At 62.7% G+C, this 19,236-nt stretch carries 20 protein-coding genes; 10 read left to right on the top strand and 10 right to left on the bottom strand.

The annotated features are described in order from the left end of the window. Nucleotides 1–169 precede the first annotated feature (169 nt). Both ABD833_RS12430 and ABD833_RS12425 read right to left on the bottom strand, forming a co-directional pair. The gene (locus ABD833_RS12430) at nt 170–1,345 is read right to left on the bottom strand and encodes a glycosyltransferase (protein WP_345073376.1); all 1,176 of its coding nucleotides are present in this window, start codon (nt 1,343–1,345) and stop codon (nt 170–172) included. A gap of 264 nt (nt 1,346–1,609) precedes the next feature. Further along, on the bottom strand, nt 1,610–1,921 hold the full coding sequence (locus ABD833_RS12425; RefSeq protein ID WP_345073375.1) for a LytTR family transcriptional regulator DNA-binding domain-containing protein: 312 nt from the start codon (nt 1,919–1,921) through the stop codon (nt 1,610–1,612). Between the two features lie 322 nt (nt 1,922–2,243). Between ABD833_RS12425 and ABD833_RS12420 the strand changes: the two genes are divergently transcribed. Together ABD833_RS12420 and ABD833_RS12415 are read left to right on the top strand one after the other, a co-directional pair. After that, the gene (locus tag ABD833_RS12420; protein ID WP_345073374.1) at nt 2,244–2,390 is read left to right on the top strand and encodes a hypothetical protein; all 147 of its coding nucleotides are present in this window, start codon (nt 2,244–2,246) and stop codon (nt 2,388–2,390) included. A 154-nt stretch (nt 2,391–2,544) separates the two neighbouring features. Further along, nucleotides 2,545–2,760 carry a hypothetical protein gene (locus ABD833_RS12415; RefSeq protein ID WP_345073440.1) on the top strand — a complete coding sequence of 72 codons (216 nt, stop codon included), beginning with the start codon at nt 2,545–2,547 and terminating at the stop codon, nt 2,758–2,760. Nucleotides 2,761–2,931: 171 nt separating this feature from the next. Here ABD833_RS12415 and ABD833_RS12410 read toward each other — a convergent pair whose 3' ends face one another. Next, nucleotides 2,932–3,510, bottom strand: coding sequence for a hypothetical protein (locus ABD833_RS12410; protein WP_345073373.1), 579 nt, complete (start codon nt 3,508–3,510; stop codon nt 2,932–2,934). Nucleotides 3,511–3,670: 160 nt separating this feature from the next. On the opposite strand from ABD833_RS12410, the gene ABD833_RS12405 reads away from it, so the two are divergent. From ABD833_RS12405 to ABD833_RS12380, 6 genes are all read left to right on the top strand, one after another. Beyond that, complete coding sequence (locus tag ABD833_RS12405; RefSeq protein ID WP_345073372.1) at nt 3,671–4,081, top strand: hypothetical protein; 411 nt, start codon at nt 3,671–3,673, stop codon at nt 4,079–4,081. A gap of 522 nt (nt 4,082–4,603) precedes the next feature. Further along, entirely contained in the window at nt 4,604–5,701 is a 1,098-nt protein-coding gene (locus ABD833_RS12400) for a TonB-dependent receptor (protein WP_345073371.1), read from the top strand. 3 nt (nt 5,702–5,704) lie between these two features. After that, a complete protein-coding gene (locus tag ABD833_RS12395) occupies nt 5,705–6,844 on the top strand; it encodes a TonB-dependent receptor (RefSeq protein ID WP_345073370.1) in 1,140 nt (379 codons plus the stop codon). 338 nt (nt 6,845–7,182) lie between these two features. After that, entirely contained in the window at nt 7,183–7,890 is a 708-nt protein-coding gene (locus tag ABD833_RS12390) for a hypothetical protein (protein WP_345073369.1), read from the top strand. Between the two features lie 265 nt (nt 7,891–8,155). Further along, nucleotides 8,156–9,223: a sensor histidine kinase gene (locus ABD833_RS12385; RefSeq protein ID WP_345073368.1), complete on the top strand. Its 1,068-nt coding sequence runs from the start codon at nt 8,156–8,158 to the stop codon at nt 9,221–9,223. 227 nt (nt 9,224–9,450) lie between these two features. After that, nucleotides 9,451–10,230: a LytR/AlgR family response regulator transcription factor gene (locus tag ABD833_RS12380; protein WP_345073367.1), complete on the top strand. Its 780-nt coding sequence runs from the start codon at nt 9,451–9,453 to the stop codon at nt 10,228–10,230. Between the two features lie 370 nt (nt 10,231–10,600). Here the strand turns inward: ABD833_RS12380 and ABD833_RS12375 are convergent, their stop codons facing one another. From ABD833_RS12375 to ABD833_RS12355, 5 genes are all read right to left on the bottom strand, one after another. Next, nucleotides 10,601–11,359: a LytR/AlgR family response regulator transcription factor gene (locus tag ABD833_RS12375; RefSeq protein WP_345073366.1), complete on the bottom strand. Its 759-nt coding sequence runs from the start codon at nt 11,357–11,359 to the stop codon at nt 10,601–10,603. Between the two features lie 247 nt (nt 11,360–11,606). Next, on the bottom strand, nt 11,607–12,629 hold the full coding sequence (locus ABD833_RS12370; protein WP_345073365.1) for a sensor histidine kinase: 1,023 nt from the start codon (nt 12,627–12,629) through the stop codon (nt 11,607–11,609). Nucleotides 12,630–12,697: 68 nt separating this feature from the next. Continuing rightward, entirely contained in the window at nt 12,698–13,261 is a 564-nt protein-coding gene (locus tag ABD833_RS12365; RefSeq protein ID WP_345073364.1) for a DUF2867 domain-containing protein, read from the bottom strand. A gap of 29 nt (nt 13,262–13,290) precedes the next feature. Beyond that, nucleotides 13,291–14,121, bottom strand: a complete 831-nt coding sequence (locus ABD833_RS12360) for a hypothetical protein (RefSeq protein ID WP_345073363.1) — start codon at nt 14,119–14,121, stop codon at nt 13,291–13,293. A 75-nt stretch (nt 14,122–14,196) separates the two neighbouring features. Continuing rightward, nucleotides 14,197–14,649: an ABA4-like family protein gene (locus tag ABD833_RS12355; RefSeq protein WP_345073362.1), complete on the bottom strand. Its 453-nt coding sequence runs from the start codon at nt 14,647–14,649 to the stop codon at nt 14,197–14,199. 266 nt (nt 14,650–14,915) lie between these two features. Between ABD833_RS12355 and ABD833_RS12350 the strand changes: the two genes are divergently transcribed. Both ABD833_RS12350 and ABD833_RS12345 read left to right on the top strand, forming a co-directional pair. Further along, a complete protein-coding gene (locus ABD833_RS12350; protein WP_345073361.1) occupies nt 14,916–15,557 on the top strand; it encodes a hypothetical protein in 642 nt (213 codons plus the stop codon). Nucleotides 15,558–15,781: 224 nt separating this feature from the next. Further along, entirely contained in the window at nt 15,782–16,294 is a 513-nt protein-coding gene (locus ABD833_RS12345; protein ID WP_345073360.1) for a GNAT family N-acetyltransferase, read from the top strand. A gap of 87 nt (nt 16,295–16,381) precedes the next feature. Here the strand turns inward: ABD833_RS12345 and ABD833_RS12340 are convergent, their stop codons facing one another. Further along, nucleotides 16,382–16,771: a hypothetical protein gene (locus ABD833_RS12340; protein WP_345073358.1), complete on the bottom strand. Its 390-nt coding sequence runs from the start codon at nt 16,769–16,771 to the stop codon at nt 16,382–16,384. A gap of 181 nt (nt 16,772–16,952) precedes the next feature. After that, on the bottom strand, nt 16,953–19,121 hold the full coding sequence (locus ABD833_RS12335; RefSeq protein WP_345073357.1) for a dipeptidyl-peptidase 3 family protein: 2,169 nt from the start codon (nt 19,119–19,121) through the stop codon (nt 16,953–16,955). Between the last annotated feature and the right edge of the window lie 115 nt (nt 19,122–19,236).

Raw genomic sequence — 19,236 nt, 5'->3', positions numbered from 1 at the left:
GCGAAGGTGGACTTCGCGACTCGTTGCCCGAGTGCGAAGTCGCCGTCAGCAACGACCCGCGAAGTTCCACTTCGCGACTCGTTGCCCGAGTGTGAAGCCGCCGTCAGCAACTACTCGTGAAGGGGAACTTCGCGTTATGGGTGACCGGTAAACGGAGGGCGAAACCGCTCTAGCGGGGGGCGGAGTCCGGAGCCACTATCGAATCGATAACCACTTCCGTCAGCGCGCACTGCTGATGGTGGGAATAGCGCTGCACTTCCTGTCGGGCCCGGGCCACGCGCTGCCGGGTGGGTTCGGCTTGTTCCAGGCACTGACGGAGCTGCCGCACGCAGGCGGCTACATCACCCAGCGGGTAGAGCAGACCGGTTTGGCCGTCCTGAACCAGGTCGACGGTGCCGCCCGTGGCCGAGGCTACGATGGGCACGCCGGCCGCCATGGCTTCCAGGGTCACCATGCCGTAGGTTTCGCTGGTCGAGGCCAGCACGAACACGTCGATGGCCTGGTAGAAGGTGACCGGGTCGGGTTGGAAGTCGCGGAAAAACACCTGTTCCTGCAAGTCCAGCCGCACCACCAGCTCCCGCAGCCGGTGCAGGTAGGCGTCGCCTTCGTTGCGGGTCAGCTCGCCCATAATCAGCAGCCGGGCCGGGTGGGCCGTGGTGGTGCGCAGCTGATGCAGGGCCTCAAGCACGAAATCCTGACCCTTGCCGTCGTCGAGCCGGCCCAGAATGCCGAGCAGGGGACCTTCCGCTGGCAGGTTCAACGCCCGCCGGGCTACGTCCCGGGGAACCGGCGAAGCGGAAAACTGCTCTACGAGCAAGCCCAGGGGTACTACGTGTACCCGGCTGGGGGCAAACCGGGTTTTCTCCGTCACCTGCCGGGCCAGGCTGGGCAGGGGCGACAGCCAGGCATCGAGCAGGCGGAAGCGCAGGGTGTGAAACCAGTCGCGCTTGGCCAGGCCCAGCTGCATGTGCTGCTGATAAATCAGGTGCAGGCGGCCCTTGACCAGTAGCTTGGCCAGCGTCGCCAGGCCCAGATCCTTGTTCTGGGTGATGATGAGCACCTCTACCCGGCGCTGCTCCAGCTCCCGGCCCAGGGCCCGGGCAGCGGCCGGGAGCCGGAAGCCGCGCTGCGCCCGCAGGGGGGCCAGAGGCACGAACCATTGCGCCGCCAGCCCGGCCAGGGGCGAAGCCGGGGGCGCCACGAACGTCACGTCCCAGCCCCGCGCCTGCATCCAGGCCGCGAACTTCAGGCTGTTGAGCTCGAGCCCGCCCAGACTTTCGGACAGGCACAGCACGGCTAACCGGGGGCGGGAAATGGTGGCCGGAACGGCCGCGTGGTCGGGCATGGATACTAAAGCAAAATGAAAGCGGCCGGGCCGTGGGGCAAAAGTAGAAAAAGCCGGGCCGGAATCAGCCCCCAAACTCCGGCTGTGAACCCGCCGCCCCACCTAGAGCGTGTGGACACTTAACGAAAAAGGCGGTCATGCTGAGCTTGTCGAAGCATCGCTACCGTTTTTTTGCGGCAAAACGTTCGGTAGAGATGCTTCGACAAGTTCAGCATGACTGTTTCGATGGCTTCAAAGGCCCTTTTAGCTAAGTGTCCACACGCTCTAAGGCGAAGCCCGGCGGCTCAGAAACTGCAGGAACGTTTCCTTGTACTGGTCGCTGACTACAATGGCGACGGGACCGACGGGCACCGTGTGGCGGCGAACCGCCTCGATGTTGTCCAGGGCCACGATGAAGGAGCGGGGGAAGCGCAGCAACCGGCGGGCGGGCAGCTGCGCTTCCATGGCCTCCACCCTCAAGAGCGACAGCAAAGGCCGTGGCACGCTGTGTAAATGCACCTTCACGTAATCCCTGAGCCCTTTCACGCAGAGAATGTCACTCAGCCCGACCCAGATCAGCTGGTATTCGACCTGCATAGGACTTACGCACTTGCGCCGTTTGCCAGCCCCGGCGGGGCGGCCTATTAGTAGTGAAATAGTGTCAATCAGCAAGGAAGCCCGCCCCTGCTGGCGCGAGTTTAGCGCAGCGTAACTCGTGACCAGCCTTGCCGGGAGGCTGTGCCTCCCCCGCCAGAACGAATGCGCCGCCCGGATTGCTCCGGGCGGCGCGGTATCGGTTTGCCGCTGGCGCGGCAGTGGAGGTACAACCTCCACCTCATGGCTGGTCACGAGTTACGCTGCGCTAAACTCGCGCCAGGAGGGGAACCAGGCAGCGCCTGATGACCGGCCCGTTTAACCTTTGGACCAAACTTTTAACCAAGGCCACTACTCCGGCGAGTTGGTGTGGCGGGAGCGCGACAACGGCGTGGCCCAAATCACCGACGCCCTGCCCGTGCCCAACTGGGTGCCCTTCCTGAGTAAGCTGGTCGCCCTGGGGCTAATTTAGGGGGTGCTGCTGCTGGTGCTGATGGGGTGCGGCATGCCAGTACCTGCTTTGCGACGAGAGCGAACAAGTCGAAGCCCACGTGGCCGGGCTGCGGCAGCTACCCGCGGCGGACTGGCAGTGCTTGGGCACCTACTTGCGGGCCAATCACTACCGCATGCGCTATGGCTCCTATCAGGCCGACGGCCTGCTCATCGGCAGCGGTCCGATTGAGGCCGCTCACCGCAGTGTGCTGCAAGTGCGCATGAAACGCTCCGGCCAGCGCTGGGCTAACCATGGCTGCGACCACCTGCTGCGCCTGCGCGTAGCCTACAAAAGCCGAAAGTTTGACCTCGTCACCCAACTGCTCAAAAACAACCAAGCGAAGATTTGAATTGCACTCTTAGTAACTGATGTTACGCACTGATTGCGCCCCCTCTTTCTGAAGCCACTTTAGCTGCTTCAGCAAAGGCCCTTTCCAGCCAATCGGTCAAAATGGTGCGTAACATCAGTTAGTAAGGTGTGTATTCACCATGCTTCTTCAACACCACTTTTCAAGCACATACTAATAATAAGGGTAATCAGGGGGGTCTTCTGCCCAAACATATCCATTTGCTTCAGTAGCATGGGTGATATCCTCACGAATAATGGTCGTATTGCGCAAAGGATGATTACCCTTATCCCAGAATCTTTCCACAATGAATCCCCCTTTCATGGAGAACATCTGAGAAATATACTCTCCTTCATGTATAAGTGTAGCGTTTAATTCACCTTGTTCATTTATTGTAGTTGACTGATCTTCAGGGGATTGTGTGCAAAATATCTTCTGTGATATAATTGAAAGGAGTTCAGCTTGCCGAATTGCTTCCAGTCTTGCGTCCTCCCTTGCTTTTTTTGATGCGCGTGCCTCGTCATCTGCCTTCGCTCTAGCTTCCGAAGCCCTTATCTCTGATTTAGAACGAGTAGACCCTTTAAAATGACCAATCAGTACAATGGCTAAGATTATAAGGATGACAAAGGGCATAAGAAAAGCTAAAGGCCCTCCCTCTCCTGTCTCATCAATATACCTGTCAGAACCAGAACCAGCAAATAGGTCTATTTGCGAATGTAACGATAAGATTATAGTAAGTATTAATTTATTCATGTCTGATGACAAATTAGTTATTCTGCTTTTGGTCATGGCATACGAATCAGTAATACGTGTTAAATCTACTTAGATTGCTTCCCTTTTCCAAGCTTCACTGCTCCAGACCCTGAAAGGCTACTTCAACTACGAGCCCGGACTTTACCTCGTAACGTTGTTTGTGGTGCAGCTGCCCGACTACCTGCTGCTGTGCGTGCTGGCCATGCAGGTGCTGGTGAACAACAAGTACCTGGGCCACTTTGTGATGGTGGTGTACTACGTGGCCAAGATCTTCAAAGAGAAGCTGGGCCTCAACCACAAGCTGCTCGAATACGGCGGCAACCCCGACGTGCAGTACTCCGACCTGAACAAGTATGGGCACTTCCTGGAGGGCTTCAACTGGTTTAAGCTGTACTGGGCCGCCGGGGCGCTGCTGCTGGCCCTGGTGGCCAACGTACTGTGGGTACGGGGCACCGAAGCCCGCCTGGGCCCCCGCCTGACCGAAAGCCGCCGCCGCTGGCGCCGCCCCGCCTGGACGGCCCCGGCCGGGGCCACCGTAGGCGGCAGGGCCGCCGTGGGGTGGGCCTGGTAGTAGGCTAGGTGCCAGTCGAGCAGAAACTGGTAGGCCCCCAGCAAAAAGGAGCCGGAGCCGCAGGCGGGGTCCACGATCCGCAGCCGGGCCACCTGCTGGGGGCTGCTGCCTTCGCAGAGCCGGCCCACGGTGTTTTTCACAATGTACCCCTTGCACTCGCTCGGCTATGCCGGGTGAGTAGTACGCCTGATGGGCTATGCCCCGAATCCGTGGGCGCGGCCTGCGCCGGCGCGGCAGACGCGCGCGGCAGAGCTGCCGGAGCGTAGGGCTCACCCGGCCCAGCCGAGCGAGTGCCGGGGGTATCATAGCGCTTTCTTCGGTGCTCAGGACGGATTACTGCCGCCTGATGCGCGGAATGCTTCGCTCGCAACGACCCGCCGCTTATTGCTCATTGATAATTGCTCATTGATAATTGTTCATTGACGAAGTCACTTCATCCCCCTGATCCGACGCTTCAGCAACCTTTAGTTTCAGCCGCCGCCGCCGCGCTTCACCTTTGGGCATCACTTCGCTGCCCTACCCATGAAACGTCTGCTACTTCCGCTGCTGCTCCTGCTGACCACCGTGGCCCTGCCGCTGGCGGCCCAAACCGCCACCACCCTCAGCGGCACCGTGCGCGACGCCGGGGGGCGCGCCCTGCCGGGCGTGAACGTGTTCCTGAAAACCACCTTCGACGGCGCCAGCACCGATTCGCTGGGGCGCTTCCGCTTCAGCACCCGCCAGACGGGGACCCTGCCGCTGGTGGTCACCACCCTGGGCTATATGCCCCAGGAGCAGCCCGTGACCCTGACCGGCCCCGCCCAGAAGCTGGCGTTCGTGCTGAAGGAAGTGCGCAATCAGCTCGGCGACGTGGTTATCACCTCCGGCACTTTCGAGGCCAGCGACACCAGGCGCAACACCGTCTTCACCGCCCGCGACGTGGTGACGACGGCCGGAGCGTCGGCCGACGTGGCCGGGGCCTTCAACACCATGCCCGGCACCACCCGCAACGGGGAAGAAGGCAAGCTGTTCGTGCGCGGCGGGGCCGCCGGCGAAACCAAGCAGTACCTGGATGGTATGCTGCTGCAAAGCCCCTACAACGCCAGCCTCTCGGGGGTGCCGGCCCGGGGACGGTTTTCGCCCATGCTCTTCAAAGGCATGGCCTTCAGCACCGGCGGCTACTCGGCCGAGTACGGGCAGGCGCTGTCGGCGGTGGTGGCGCTGAACACCGAGGATCTGGCCCCGGAAACCCAGACCGGCATTTCGGTGCTTTCGTTGGGTGGGCTGAGCCTGTCGCACCAGCAGCGGGCCGAGCGCTCGTCGGTGGCCGTGACGGGCGACTACCTGAACATGCGGCCCTACTTCGGGCTGGTGCCCCAGCAGATGCTCACGGCGTTTGAGTCGGGCGGCGGGTCGGTGGCGCTGCGCCGGCAAACCGGCGACCTGGGTATGCTGAAGGTGTACGGGCAGTTTACCCGGCAGACCCTGGGCGTGCGCCTGCCGGATGCGGAGTGGACCGATGGCCGCCCGGCCCGTCTGGCCTCGACCAACAGCTACGTGAACACCACTTTCCGCGGTCCGCTCAGCCGGGGCTGGTCGGTGCAGACCGGGCTGGCCGCCACCCGCGACCAGCAGGCGTAGAGCATGACCGTTCGCGCCGCCGATACGGGGGCCGAGCAGGAGTTCGTCAGCCGCGAGCTGGAGCAGTCGGTGGTGGGCCGGCTGGTGCTCACCAACGACTCAGCCAGCGCCTACTGGAACCTGAAAATGGGGGTGGAAGGCCTGGTGCAGCGCGACCAGCAGCGCTACGCCGCCGGGCGCGACACGCTGTTTCAGTTCGATGAGCAGCGGGCCGCGGGCTTTGCCGAAGTCAACTTCAGCCTGAGCAACAAGCTGGTGGGCCGGGTAGGTGGGCGGGGCGAGTATTCGGGGGTGCTGCACCGCTGGAACGCCGCGCCGCGGGTGGCCATGGCCTACCAGCTGAACGAGAAAACGCAGCTGTCGGGGGCCTGGGGCTACTTCTACCAGACGCCCGCCAACGACCTGCTGCTGCGCGCCGAGCAGCCCCGGCAGCTGCGCTTCGAGCGGAGCCAGCACTGGCAGCTCACCTACCTGCGCACGTACCAGAACCGCACCCTGCGCGTGGAAGCCTATTCCAAAACCTACGCCCACCTGCTCCGCTACGCCCCGAACCCGGCCAACGACCCGCTCACGCCCTTCGACCCCGGCACCTACCGCACCACCGGCACCGGCTACGCCCGCGGGGTCGACGTGCTGCTGCGCGACAAGAAAACCATCAAAAACGGCGACTACTGGATCAGCTACGGCTACCTCGACACCCGCCGCCAGCAGCGCTTCGATCCGGTGCTGGCCGTGCCCACCTTCGCCGCCCGCCACAACCTGAGCCTGGTGGGCAAATACTGGCTGGGCAAAATGCACACGCTGGTTGGCGCCACCTACACCTACAACAGTCCCCGGGCCTACTACAACCCCAACGACCTGACGGGCTACAACGCCGGCCGCCTGCCCAGCTTCCAGGATTTCAGCCTGAACGCCAGCTACGTGACCACGCTGTGGAAGAACTTCACCATCGTGCACGTGTCCTGCACCAACGTGCTGGGCCGGCCGAACGTGTTCGGCTACCGCTACGGCGCCACCCGCGACGCCAGCGGCCAGTTTCCGGCCACGGCCGTGGTGCCCTCGGCCCCGCGCATGGTGTTCGTGGCCCTGCTGATTTCCATCAACAAGAAGCGCCCCGCCGATACCAACACGGCGCCGGAATAAGGCCTCACCCCCGACCCCTCTCCTGAAGAGAGGGGAGCCAGACGGCACAGAGTCGTCGGCTCTCGCCTCCGACTTTGCCAGTCACGAACCAATTACCAGCTGGAAGAGCACACAAGCTTCAGCTGAGAAGCTGAGGCTTGTGTTCGTTCGCGCCATCAGGCTCCCCTCTCCTTAGCAGAGGGGCCGGGGGGGAGGCCAGGAGGGGCTGAGGCAGTCGCGCTTCATCCTGCTTATCCGACGCTTCGGCAACATAAAGTTTTGGGCGGGCCGGCTAGCGGCCACCTTTGGAGCATCGTCTTTCACCCCCCAACATCCTTCTCCTTCTTTTCACTACTGCCATGAAAAAATCCCTGCTCCTCCTCGCCCTGGCCGCCGCTTCGTTTCCGGCCGTGGCCCAATCAAAAACCGCTGCCCCTGTGGCTACGGTAGCGGCCCCGGCCGGCTACTCCGACATGATGGCCGCCACCATCGCCGAGCTGATGAGCACCGGCGACCCGGCCCGGCTCAAGGAAAGCGTGAGCAAGCTGGAGCGCGCCGCCGCCGCCCTGCCCACCGACTGGCTGCCCCGCTACTACCAGGCCTACGGCCACACCATCGTCTGCTTCACGAGCAAAGAGGACGGCGACGTGAAAGATAAGTACCTCGACCAGGCTGAGGCCGCCCTGGCCCAGGCCCGCAAGCTGGGCGGGGAGGAGTCGGAGCTGCTGGTGCTGCAAGCCTACGTCTACCAGGCGCGGCTGGGAATTTCGCCTATGATCCGCTCGGGCAAATACTCGCGCATGGTAATCGAGGTGCTCGGGCAGGCCAAGGCGCTGAACCCGGCCAACCCGCGCATCTACCTGGTGCAGGGCAACAACCTGTATTTTACGCCCAAGATGTTCGGCGGCGGCCCCGAAGTCGCTAAGCCCGTGTTTGAGGAAGCCAGGGCCCGGTTTGCCGCCTTTCAGCTCCGCAGCCCCCTGGCGCCGAACTGGGGCGAGCGGCAGGTGCTGGGCCGGCTGAAAGCCTACGAGCAGTCCGCCACCACGCAGGCCGCCGCGAAGTAATTCTGAATGCCCCCGCGCCCCGCGTTGCCAAAGGCAGCGTGGGGCATGCTCGTTTCACCGCGCTGCCTCTACCACCAATGCACTCCCCGCACCAGCTCAACCCTGGCTTGCACCTTGGCTGCGGCACGCTGGTGCCGGTGCCGGGCTTTGGACTGTATTATGCCTGGCAGGCCGACCGGCTTGGGTTTCCAGCCTCTTCTGGGGCCTGAGTTCCTATCTTGCCCTGCCTTCTTCCACATTTCTGCCCGGCTTCGCGGCCTGCTCCATGTCCGAACACGCTCCTACCATGCCGCCTTTGCGCGCCCCGCGGCCGTTGCTGCGGCTGCTGCTCACCCTGCTGGGCGTATCGGCTGCCATCAGCTTTCTCACCTGCCTGCGCTGCCTGGACAACCCCCGGGAGCTGCTGCTGAACTTCACCCTGACCACCATCTACACCACCGGCCTGTGGCTGGCCAACGGCTACTCCGTCGACTGGCTCGACAAGTACGTGGGGTGGAAACAGTCGCCGGCCAAACGATTAGTACTCACGCTGCTGGTGTCATTGGTCGGGTCGCTGGCGGTTATCGTGCTGGTGCGGCTGGGCTACATTCTGTACCGGCAGCAGAGCCCGGCGCGGCTGTTCTCGGCGGAGTATGTCGACGGCTACGTGTTTCCGCTGGTCATCACGGTGCTGATTTCCATGTTTATGCACAGCCGCTCGTTCCTGCTGGGCTGGCGCGAGGCGCTGGTGCGCAACGAGCGGCTGCAGAAGGAAATAGCGTTGGCCGAAACCGCGTCGCTGCGTCAGCAGCTCGATCCGCACTTCATGTTCAACGCCCTGAACGCGCTTACTTCGCTGGTGGAGGAGGAGCCCAAGCTGGCCGTGCGCTTCATCCGGCAGCTTTCCCAGGTGTACCGCTACGTGCTCGATGCCCGCCAGCGCGAAGTAGTACCCCTGGCTGAGGAGCTGGAATTTGCCCGGTCCTACCTGTTTCTGCAACACATCCGCTACGGCGAAGCCCTGCGCTTTGAGCTGCCCGATGCCCGGCAGATTCCCGCCCACTTCGTCGTGCCGCCCCTGAGTTTGCAGCTGCTGCTGGAAAACGCCCTCAAGCACAATGCCGCCAGCGTGAGTCAGCCCATGCACCTGCGCATCGAGCTGGATGCCGCCGCCAAAACCCTGCAGGTGCGCAACACCCTGCGCCTGCGCCGCCTGGGCCCCGACGAGTCCCTGGGTATCGGGCTGCCCAACCTAACGGCCCGCTACGCCCACCTCACCGCCGAGCCCGTGCAGGTGGCGCGCACGGCGGCCGAATTCGTGGTAACGTTGCCGGTTTTAGAAATTATGAATTAGAAAGTATGAATCCGACTGTCATCCTGAACGGCGCGAAGCAGAGTGAAGGACCTGCCTCTTCAGTACCTCAAAAACAAGTGCAACGCCGGCACCCTTTTGCCCGCAACGCTCAACAACTCTGCTCAATTAAAAGGCTTCAGTAATTGTCCGAGGCAGATCCTTCGCAAGTGGACGCCAGATGAAGGACGACAGACACATTCAGAATTCAACATCAAGAATTACCCAAGATGATTGCCTTCGTTATTGAAGATGAGCCGCTGGCTGCCCGCCGCCTCACCGACCTGCTGCGCCGCCAGAACCCGCCGGTAGAAGTCCGCGCCACGGCCGATTCGGTGGAAGCCGCCGTGGTGCTGCTGCAAACGGCTCCCACGCCGCCCGACGTGCTGTTCCTGGATATCCACTTGTCGGATGGGCTGAGCTTCGAGCTGTTTGAAAAGGCCGACGTGCGCTGCCCCGTCATCTTCACCACGGCCTACGATGCCTACGCGCTGCGGGCCTTCAAAGTCAACAGCATCGACTACCTGCTCAAGCCCATTGATGAGGAAGAGTTGCAGGCGGCGCTGCACAAGCTGCGGGCGCTGCGCGGTACGACCGCCCCGCCCACCCCGGCCTTCGATCCGGCCCTGCTCGCGCAGGTGTTGCAGCAGCTGCAGCCGTCCGGTCAGTACAAAAAGCAGTTCGTGGTGAAAGTGGGGGAGCACCTGAAGGTGATTCCGGTGGAAAACATCAGCTACTTCTTCAGCCTCGAAAAAGCCACCTTCCTGCAAACCCGCGAAAACCGCCGCTTTGTTATCGACCAGACGCTGGAGCAGCTGGAAAAGCTGCTGGATCCGCGCCGGTTCTTCCGCCTCAACCGCGCCTACTTCGTGCACCAGGATTCCATCCAGGACATCATCCACTACACCAACAGCCGCCTGAAAACCGTGCTGCTGCCCGCCGGCCCCGAGGGCGACGTACTGGTGAGCCGCGAGCGGGTCCCCGCCTTCCGCGCCTGGCTGGAGCGGTGAGTTTAATGTGCCAATGTAGGCAATGTGGGCAATGTGCTAATGTGCCGAATGTGAGGAATGTGTTGATGTGCTAATGTGCCGAATGTGAGGAATGTACTACGTACCTGCTTCATAAGTAGGTGGCGAAAATCGTTTTGCATTAAAAAGAACGTCATGCTGAGCTTGTCGAAGCATCTCTACCGCGCACTAAACCAATCGTTTAACGACTAGTTAGAGATGCTTCGACAAGCTCAGCATGACGTTCCAAATAGGTCAAACTAATTCTTGTTGGGTACTTATACAGAATACTTGTGATGAAAGGACGTAGCACATTTTTCACATTACTCACATTCCCACATCAGCACATTCCCACATCAGCAAATTCCTCACATTATCCTTCCAGCCAGCTCTTAAACGCGCCGGCTTTTTCCCGGCTGACCAGCACTTCGTCGGTGGGGGCGGGGGAGAGGTCCAGCTTGAGCTTGCCGTTGAAGTGGGGATGGAGGCGCTGCACGGCCTGCAAATGCGTGATAAGCTGCCGGTTGAGGCGAAAAAAGTGCTGGGGCTCCAGCAGCTTTTCCAGCTGCTCCAGCGTGTAGTCGACCACGTAGCGGCGGCCGTCGGTGGCCACCAAGGTTGTGATTTCGTGGCGGCTCTGAAACCAGGCGACGGTACGGGCGGGCAGGGGCAAAAGCTGCTCCCCGCTGCGAACCAGAAAGCGGGTTTTGTACTGCCGCTCGGGGCGGGGCAGGCTGTCGCGCAGGGTTTCCAGCTGCCGGGCCGGGGCTAGGGGCGTGCGCCATTCCCGCAGCTTGAGTAGGGCCGCCTGCAACTCGGCCAGCTTGATGGGTTTGAGCAGGTAATCGATGCTGTTGGCTTTGAACGCCCGCAGCGCGTAGGCATCGTAGGCCGTGGCAAAAACCACCGGGCTGCGCACGAGTACCTGGTCGAAGATGTCGAGGCTCAGGCCGTCGGCGAGCTGGATGTCGGAGATGATCAGGTCGGGCGCGGGCTGGTCGGTGAGCCAGGCTACCGCCGCGGCCACGCTGTCGAGCACGGCCACGACCCGGGCGTCGGGGGCCACTTGCAGCAGCAGCCGTTGGAGCCGCTCGGCGGCGGGAAACTCATCTTCGAGCAGCAGAACGGTCATGGCGGGCATTGGGAAGGTTTAGGAATGCGTTTTTTGTCGATTGTCATCTTTCATCTGGCGTATTCTTGCGAAGGACCTCCCTCTTTCAGCACTCTAAAACTCCTTGCACTGCACAACATCTTTCTCCGCGCTATGGGAAATGGCTTTGCTCGTTTAACCAGGTTTGGCAGGATATCCGAGGAAGGTCCTTCGCAGGCGAACGCCAGATGAAGGATGACAGTCGTGTTTTCAATTCAGCAGCCGATATTCAACCAATCAGGGGTAGATAAACGGTAAACGTTGCTTCGGTGGCTTCTATGCGGACCGGCAGCGGGGCCTGCAACAGCTCGTAGCGGTGACGGATGTTTTGCAGGCCCAGTCCGGTGCTGGGGGCCAGCCCGGCGGCGCGGGCCCGGAAGGAGTTCTGCACCCGCAGGTAGCCGCCCTCGGCCGCCGCCGTTATCGTGACTTCCAGCGGGTGGGCCTGACTCACCACGTTGTGCTTCAGCGCATTTTCAACCAGCAGCTGCACGCTCAGCGGGGCCACGTGTTGGGTCAGCAAACCGGCCGGAATATGCTGGGTGACCCGCAGGTTGTCGCGAAACCGGGTTTTTTGCAGGGCCACGTAGGTTTCCACGAAAGCCAGCTCCTCGGCCAGCGGCACGGTGGGCTTTTCGCGGGCCAGCAGCACGTAGCGGTACACGTCGGCCAGCTGCTCCACAAACTGCTGGGCCGGGGCGTTGGCATCGTCGATGAGGGCGGCCAGGGTGTTGAGGCTGTTGAAGAGAAAGTGGGGGTCGAGCTGGTTTTGCAGGGCTTCGAGCTGGCTCTGCACGCCGGCCTGGGTGAGCTGCTCGGCGCGGCGCACGTTGTGCTCCCACTGCTGAAAGAATCGGATGCTTTCGTAGAGCAGCAGCACCAGCACCGCCGGAATCAGGTTGAAGGAAATCTGCCGGAACAGCGCCGGGGGCTTCAGCGGGAAGTAGGGCGGTATGAGCAGGTGCAGCGCGGCCATGAGCAGGGCCGTAGCCGCCGCCGTGTACAGCAGGCAGATTCCGGCCAGCAGCCAGAGCCGCCGTCGGGTCTGCTCTACCCGGGGATAATACCGCAGCAGCGCAAACCAGATGGTGCGGGTGCCCAGCCACAGTACGGTGGTAAACAGCAGCGAAATAGCCAGGTTCACCACCAGGATTTCCGGATTCAGCAGCTGCGGCAGCTCGTCTACGGTCAGCAGGCTGATGAGCCCGGCCAGCAGCGGCACTCCCAGCAACAGCAGGCGGCGGTCGTTCATAGGGTAAAAGAAGGGCCGTGAAGCAAAGACAGGGAAGTGACCAGGGCGGGAACAGGAAAGCGGCCGGCTTACCGGGGCCGGAAGATACCGGCTTCCGGTTTTTCAGCCAACTGCCCCGCCGCCGGTTTGCGCAGCGCGTGGCGCAACAGCGCCTTTACCACCAGGTGATGAAACGGGCGGATGACGGCGAAATATAAGCGCCCTACCCGGTTATGAAAATGGACGACTGTCGTTACCACCGCCCGGCGGGGGGGCGTCGGCGGCACCCACACCGACACGCGGAAATCCAGGTGCCGGTCGTTCAGTCCCAGCACCACTTCCTGGTCCGCGACGCTGAACACCTGAAACAGCCCCAGCCGACCACCGGGCACCAGGGGCTGGTCGGGGGAGAGGGGAGTGGCGGGGAAGGTTGTGAGGCCCAGCGGGCGTACCAGCCAGTGGCGCAGACGCAGCAGGTGCCGCACCCAGCCGGGACCCTGCCCGAAAAGCAACTGGGCCACTGCCGGCGCGGCCACCGGGTGCTGCGCCAGTAGCGGCAGCTGGTAGGCATCGGCATAGTCAACCGACGAAAACCCTGCGGCAATCTGACTGGTCGCGGGGATGCCGACGGCGGTAACGGTAGGTGAATTCATGGATAAAGGAGAAATAGTAAGACCTCAGATCAGCTTGCCGGCCAGAGCGGCAGCCCCTGCAGAGCGTGCCAGTACAGCCACGCCACGGCCCCGACGTATAGCAGCGTGAAGGCCAGCAGCCCGAGCAGCTGGCCGCGTACTTGCCCCCGGGGGAAATACCGGGCCAGCAGCCACCCGGCCAGCGGGAGCAGCTGCAGGGCGTGCAGCCCCAGAAAGTGGGCCGCCCGCAGGTCGCCGGCGCGGGTGCTCCAGCCCAGCCCCGGCAGGCCCGGCCCGCCGTCGGCCGCGCCAACGGTATGGCCCATCTGGCGAATCATGGTGCCACCCACGGCGCTGCCCACCAGAAACAGCAGCAGCCCCAGCCGCATGCCCCACACGTAGGCGGCCGGACCAAACGGCCGGTGCCGCAGCGTGAGGTACAGCGCCCAGACCAGCAGCCCGGTATTGAGCGAAATGAAGAGTCCCATTACCCCGAACAGGGCACCATCCAGGGCGGAGGTTACGTTGAAGTGCGAGGTGGTGCCCCGGGCCGCCTGCAGGAAAACAGCCAGCATTTCGACCGTCATGCTCACGGCCACGCCCCAGCTGATGATGCGCGTGGCGCGTTGGGCCGCTGCCGGCAGATCGGCCAGCAGCCAGCCCAGCGTCCAGACGTAAATCAGGGTGGACAGCGCGAATTTGAGGGGCTTAAACCACACGTTCAGGCCCGTTACCACCCGGTCGTCGAACGGCAGCAGGAGCAGGGCCAGGGCAATAAGGGGCACGTTGAGCCAGCCCGCCCAGGACAGCATTGGGCTGGCGCGGTGCAGCACCCGCAGAAAATGCCTCAGCCCGTAGCCGGAGTCTGCGGTCCGCTCCATAGCGCTGCCGGCAGCAGAAGTAGATAATGCCCGCGTTTCCATCAGGAGTAAGTTAAAAGGTCAGAAGTATGAAAATCAGGCGGCAGCCACGGCGGTAGTTGTAGCCAGCGGGTAGGCGCGCCGCAGCGCACTGTAGAGCAGCAGGCCCACCGGGCCGAGCATAAACGTGAGCAGCAGACAGGGCACCAGCAGTCCGTGGGGGACGCCGCGCCGCCGGGCATCCCGGGCTTCCCAGGCCCCAATGGTCAGGTCGAAGCAGAGGTAGTGCACCCAGCCGGCCAGCAGCGCCCACGGGTCCTGAAACAGCGCCGCCACCTCGGCCAGGGAGCTGAAGCCGCCGGCACTGGCGTGGGGCCCGAAATAATGAGCGCCAATCAGCGCCGCGTAGGTGGCGGCCAGCGCGAGGGGCAGGGCGCCCGAATGCACCAGCATCCGCGTGCCGCGCCAGCGGGGAGCCAGCGCCAGGAGCAGCCAGCCGATCAGGGCCAGGGGATTGGCCAGGGAAAACAGGAAGTCGGGCGTGAGCATCGGCGGAGGAAATGGAGGTGAACAAAGCTACCCCGGTGGCGGCCCAACCCCCAGGGCTAACCGGGTGAACCCGCGCTCCGGCCGGGTGAAGCAGCAAACCCGTAGCAGTGAACCCTTTTCCGCCGCTGCCATCCAGGCAGATTACCGGCAAAAACCGCGGGACGCGGAGTTTCTGTCCTTCGGATTATAACTCTCCAGGGAGGGGTACGTACCTTTGGGACGTGAGCGGGCCGGTTAAAAAGATCTGGGCAACAAGTCTGGCAGCAATGCTGCTGGCGCTTACGGCGGCGGCCCAGGATTCCGGCTTCAGCGCCGACAGCGCCCAGCTGCACCGGCGGCCGGTGTTTCAGCTCGACGTGCGCAACTCCATTCTCAACCGCCACTACGTAACGCTGCTGGGCCTGAAACTGGGCGTGGAATGGCGCGGCCGCCTGCGCACCGGCATCGGCGTGTACCTGCTCAGCAACGCTATTCCTTCCCGCCAGCCCCCGCCGGCCGAGCTGCCCGCGGCTACCCGCGCCGAGCTGCGCTTCCGCTACGTGGCCGGCTACGGCGAGTACGTGGTGCTGCGCACCAAGCGCTGGGAAATCAGTGGGCAGGCGCAAATGGGGGTAGGCAAGTCCTACTCCCGCTATTTCGTGCCCGACGGCTCAGTGCTTCGTTCGCCCAAGCAAACTATCTGGCTGGCCGAGCCCACCGTGGCGGGCCAGATGCGCGTCTTCCGCTGGTTTTCGCTGGGTACCGGCCTGGGCTGGCGGCAGCCGGTATTCGTCAGCCGCAGCCTGCAGCGCGAGCTGAACGGGCCGGTGTTCTACGGCCGGGCCAAGATCTCGCTCGGCGACCTCTACAAGACGCTGCGCTTCAAGCGCCGCCTGTTCAGCCAGAACGGCCTACGCCCCGACAATTGACCGGCCCGGCGAGGTTCACGCCGGCCTTTTTACGACCATAGGGCTTACGCAAAACTGTTGAATTAGCTTTCACGCAGGGTTTCGCAGGGTTAAAGCGCGGGGTCTCGCAGTGCGAACGGAATAAAACACTGCGAGCCCCTGCGGTTTAACCCTGCGGGACCCTGCGTGGAATGACTTTGGCGAACCATTGCGCAAGTCCTATACCAATAACTTCCCTTACTCTGATGCCCGATTTTACCGTTCGCGCTGCCACGCCGGCGGATGCTGCCGCTATCGAAACCCTCTACCGCACGGTGGCCGGGCAGGGCGGCGGCCTGGCCCGCAGCGCCGCCGAAATCACTCCCGACTACGTTCAAACCTTCCTTACGCGCAGCTTAGCCAACGGCGTAGCGCTGGTAGTAGAGCACCCCGACGGCGCGGGGCTGGCCGGAGAGATTCACGCCTACGGCAGCGGGCTGCGCATCTTCGCCCACGTGCTGGGCGAGCTGACCCTGGCCATTCATCCACGGTATCAGGGGCAGAAGCTCGGCTATCAGCTCTTCACGGCCCTGCTCAGCACCACGCGCCGGCAGCTACCGCACATCCGGCGGGTAGAGCTGCTGGTGCGCGAGAGTAACCAGCGCGCCATTGCCCTCTACGAGAAGCTGGGGTTTGAGCGCGAAGGCCGCCTGCTGGGCCGCGTTTCCACCGTGCCCGGGCAGTTTGAAGCCGATATTCCGATGGCCTGGCACGCGTAGGGGCGGAGCCTGCGCGTCCTCAATACCACAAAAGAAAAGCCGGCTGCCCCGTGTGGGTAGCCGGCTTTTCAGCGAAAATAACGCGGCTTACCTGGGGCCGGAAGAAGTAGTAAGGCGCCGCAGCAGGATGTGGGTGAACTGCTGATTGCGCTGGCCATTGGGCAGCGAATACACCTGCACCACTTCCCAGCCCAGCTTGCCCATGTAGTTGAGCGTGCTCAGCGGGGTCGAAAACACTTCCATCTTGCCCACCTCGCGCTTGGCAAACTCACTGTCGCCGAGCTTCTCGAAGCCAAAGCCGAAGTCCACGAAGATATCGCTGCCCTTGGTTTTGGTCGGCTCATTCAGGAAGTCGGTTTTCAGCAGCTCGCAGTACTCGAAGCGGGCCGCATTCACGTTGGTGGTCTGCGCCTGAGCGATAGTAGTACCCGCAAGCGGCAGCAGAAAGGTCAGGGCGGAGAGGAAGAATTGTTGCATGGGGCGCCGGCTTAGAGTTGGTTGGAAGGAATAGAAACCCGGAAAAGCGCGTCATGTTGAGCATTCTGCGCATAAAGCAGAGAACGAAGCATCTCGCGTGCTGATGCGGGATTACTAATCACCCATCAGCACGCGAGATGCTTCGGCTTCGCTCAGCATGACGATCCTATCAGGGTGCTGCTTAGTTGTAGTTCGGCAGAAACTGGTACTTGCGGCTGTAGTCCAGCATCTGCTGGGCGAAGTCGGTGGGGTATTCCACTTTCACGTCGGTGATTTTACCGCCCGCTTCCACCGGCACCAGCCGGGGCTGAATGAAGCCCTGGTAGGGCGCGATGTTGAGCTTGGCGTAGCGCTCCAGCACTTCCTTGTGCAGCACGGGATCTACTTTCACGCCGTAGGTTTCAATCAGGTTCTTGGCCGCCGCGTAGTCGCCCTCGCTGGTCAGGCGCTGCAGCTCGCGCAGCAGCTGGCCGAACAGGCCGCGCAGCTTCTGGTAGTCGTTGATTTTGAAGTAGGTCTTGCCGTCGCGGGTCACCTTCTCAATCACGTTGTCCTTCTTGCCTTTCTCAAACGCCCACTTGGCCACCATCTGGCGGTTGCGCATGTGCGCTTCCTCCACGGTTTCGCCCAGCGGCAGGCGCACCAGCTGGCTCATCAGGCCGTTGCGGATGTAATTGTCGTACTCGGCTTTGCCCACTTCCAGGCTCGGCACCACGCCCAGCTGCACCAGCTTCTCGTCCATCAGGAAGTACAGCGCCACCAGGTCGGCGCGGCCTTCCTCGATGGCGGAGGCGTAGCTTTTCAGGGTTTCCTTGGGCGTGCCCACGTTGGCGTTGATCTGTCCCGAAGCGTGCCCGATTACCTCGTGCATGTCGGTGTGGAGCTTGCCGGCCAGACCCGCAAACTGGCGGGCGCGGGCTTTTTCCTCGGCCGAGTTGGCAAACTCATCCAACGACCCACCCGCGTCGGCCAGGCCGTAGGCGTCCACGATGTTGCCCAGGTTCACCGACTTGGAGCCGTGGTCCTTGCGGATCCAGTTGGCGTTGGGCAGGTTGATGCCGATGGGCGTGGCCGGGGCCGCGTCGCCGCTTTCCACCACCACCGTAATTACCTTGGCCGTGATGCCGACCACGTTTTTCTTCTTGTGCTGGGGCAGAATCGGCGAGTTGTCCTCGAACCACTGGGCCTCGTCGCCGATGGCCTTGATGCGCTTGGTCGCTTCCAGATCCTTGAACGACACCACCGACTCGTAGGTGGCGCGGTAGCCCAGCGGGTCGCCGTACACTTCAATGAAGCCGTTCACCACGTCGGTGCGGCTTTTGGTGTCGCGTACCCAGGCAATGTTGTAGTCGTCCCAGGTGTTCAGGTCGCCGGTGCGGTAGTAGCTGATCAGGCGCTGCAGGGCCAGCTTCTGCTCGGGCGTGTCGGCCACGTCGGAGGCTTTGCCCAGCCAGTAGATTACCTGGGTGAGGGCCGCGCCGTACATGCCGCCTACTTTCCAGGGCAGCTCAAGCACGCGGCCCTGCTTGTCCTTGATCAGCTTGGAGTTCAGGCCGTAGGAAACGGGCGTCTTATCCTTCCGGTCGATCTTTTTGGCGTAGTAGGCTTCGGCTTCCTTCTGGGTCACGTTCTCGTAGAAGTTGGAGGCCGAGGTAGTCAGCAGATCCTGGCCGGCTTCCTGGTTCACGCGCTTGGCCGCCACTTTCGGGTCGAAGATGAAGGGCGTGAGCGTGGTCAGCAGCTGATCCACGGTTTCGCCTTTTTCCAGGGGCAGGGTGCCGGCATCCACGCTCTTCACCAGCTGGGCAAAGTAGGCGGGCGTGCACTCGGGCACAAACTTGCGGGTGGAATAGTGGTGGTGAATGCCGTTGGAAAACCACACCCGCTTGGTGTAGATGTTGAGCTTGTTGGCCTGATCCACGTTGCCCGTATTCGAGGTGTTGGCAATCTGCTGCTGGTTGGCGGCCCACACCGCTTCCAGCGTGCGGCGGATGCGCAGGTTGTGCTTGAAGTTCTGGTCGTAGGTGATTTCGCGGCCGCAGAGGGCGGCTTCGTAGAGGTAGTAGAGCAGCTCCTTCTGGCGCGGGTCCAGCGTTTCGAAGCCCGGCACCTGGTAGCGCAGCAGCCGCAGGTCGGCAAACTGCTCGGTCACGGTCTGGAAAGGCTCGTCGGCCGTAGGGGCCGCGGCCGCCTGGGCCGGGGGCATAGTCGCCAGGGTGCCAACGGCCTCCGCGGTAGCCGAGGAAACGGCCTGGGTCGGGGCCGTGGTGGTGGCCGTGGTGCCGGCGCAGCCGCCGGCCAGTTGAGCCGCCAGCAGCCAGGCCGCCGCGGAAATAGGGTTACGCTTCATTGCGGGAAATGCAGTAGGGAAAGTAGTACAAAGCAAAGGCTTTTTTCACATAGTTGAGAATGCCGGAGCCGCCGCTGCCGCCGGATCAGGTTCCCGTTCCCAATCGCCTGTCATC

It is taken from the genome of Hymenobacter fastidiosus, from assembly GCF_039539565.1.
Lineage (GTDB): Bacteria > Bacteroidota > Bacteroidia > Cytophagales > Hymenobacteraceae > Hymenobacter > Hymenobacter fastidiosus.
The sequence above is the reverse complement of the archived record's forward strand: the minus strand, read 5'-3'. Positions and strand labels throughout refer to the sequence as shown.

Coding starts and splice junctions, on each gene's coding strand:
- ABD833_RS12430 (WP_345073376.1), bottom strand. CDS start 1,345: ATGCCCGACCACGCGGCCGTTCCGGCCACCATTTCCCGCCCCCGGTTA.
- ABD833_RS12425 (WP_345073375.1), bottom strand. CDS start 1,921: ATGCAGGTCGAATACCAGCTGATCTGGGTCGGGCTGAGTGACATTCTC.
- ABD833_RS12415 (WP_345073440.1), top strand. CDS start 2,545: ATGCGCTATGGCTCCTATCAGGCCGACGGCCTGCTCATCGGCAGCGGT.
- ABD833_RS12410 (WP_345073373.1), bottom strand. CDS start 3,510: ATGAATAAATTAATACTTACTATAATCTTATCGTTACATTCGCAAATA.
- ABD833_RS12400 (WP_345073371.1), top strand. CDS start 4,604: ATGAAACGTCTGCTACTTCCGCTGCTGCTCCTGCTGACCACCGTGGCC.
- ABD833_RS12395 (WP_345073370.1), top strand. CDS start 5,705: ATGACCGTTCGCGCCGCCGATACGGGGGCCGAGCAGGAGTTCGTCAGC.
- ABD833_RS12390 (WP_345073369.1), top strand. CDS start 7,183: ATGAAAAAATCCCTGCTCCTCCTCGCCCTGGCCGCCGCTTCGTTTCCG.
- ABD833_RS12385 (WP_345073368.1), top strand. CDS start 8,156: ATGTCCGAACACGCTCCTACCATGCCGCCTTTGCGCGCCCCGCGGCCG.
- ABD833_RS12380 (WP_345073367.1), top strand. CDS start 9,451: ATGATTGCCTTCGTTATTGAAGATGAGCCGCTGGCTGCCCGCCGCCTC.
- ABD833_RS12375 (WP_345073366.1), bottom strand. CDS start 11,359: ATGACCGTTCTGCTGCTCGAAGATGAGTTTCCCGCCGCCGAGCGGCTC.
- ABD833_RS12370 (WP_345073365.1), bottom strand. CDS start 12,629: ATGAACGACCGCCGCCTGCTGTTGCTGGGAGTGCCGCTGCTGGCCGGG.
- ABD833_RS12365 (WP_345073364.1), bottom strand. CDS start 13,261: ATGAATTCACCTACCGTTACCGCCGTCGGCATCCCCGCGACCAGTCAG.
- ABD833_RS12360 (WP_345073363.1), bottom strand. CDS start 14,121: ATGGAGCGGACCGCAGACTCCGGCTACGGGCTGAGGCATTTTCTGCGG.
- ABD833_RS12355 (WP_345073362.1), bottom strand. CDS start 14,649: ATGCTCACGCCCGACTTCCTGTTTTCCCTGGCCAATCCCCTGGCCCTG.
- ABD833_RS12350 (WP_345073361.1), top strand. CDS start 14,916: ATGCTGCTGGCGCTTACGGCGGCGGCCCAGGATTCCGGCTTCAGCGCC.
- ABD833_RS12345 (WP_345073360.1), top strand. CDS start 15,782: ATGCCCGATTTTACCGTTCGCGCTGCCACGCCGGCGGATGCTGCCGCT.
- ABD833_RS12340 (WP_345073358.1), bottom strand. CDS start 16,771: ATGCAACAATTCTTCCTCTCCGCCCTGACCTTTCTGCTGCCGCTTGCG.
- ABD833_RS12335 (WP_345073357.1), bottom strand. CDS start 19,121: ATGAAGCGTAACCCTATTTCCGCGGCGGCCTGGCTGCTGGCGGCTCAA.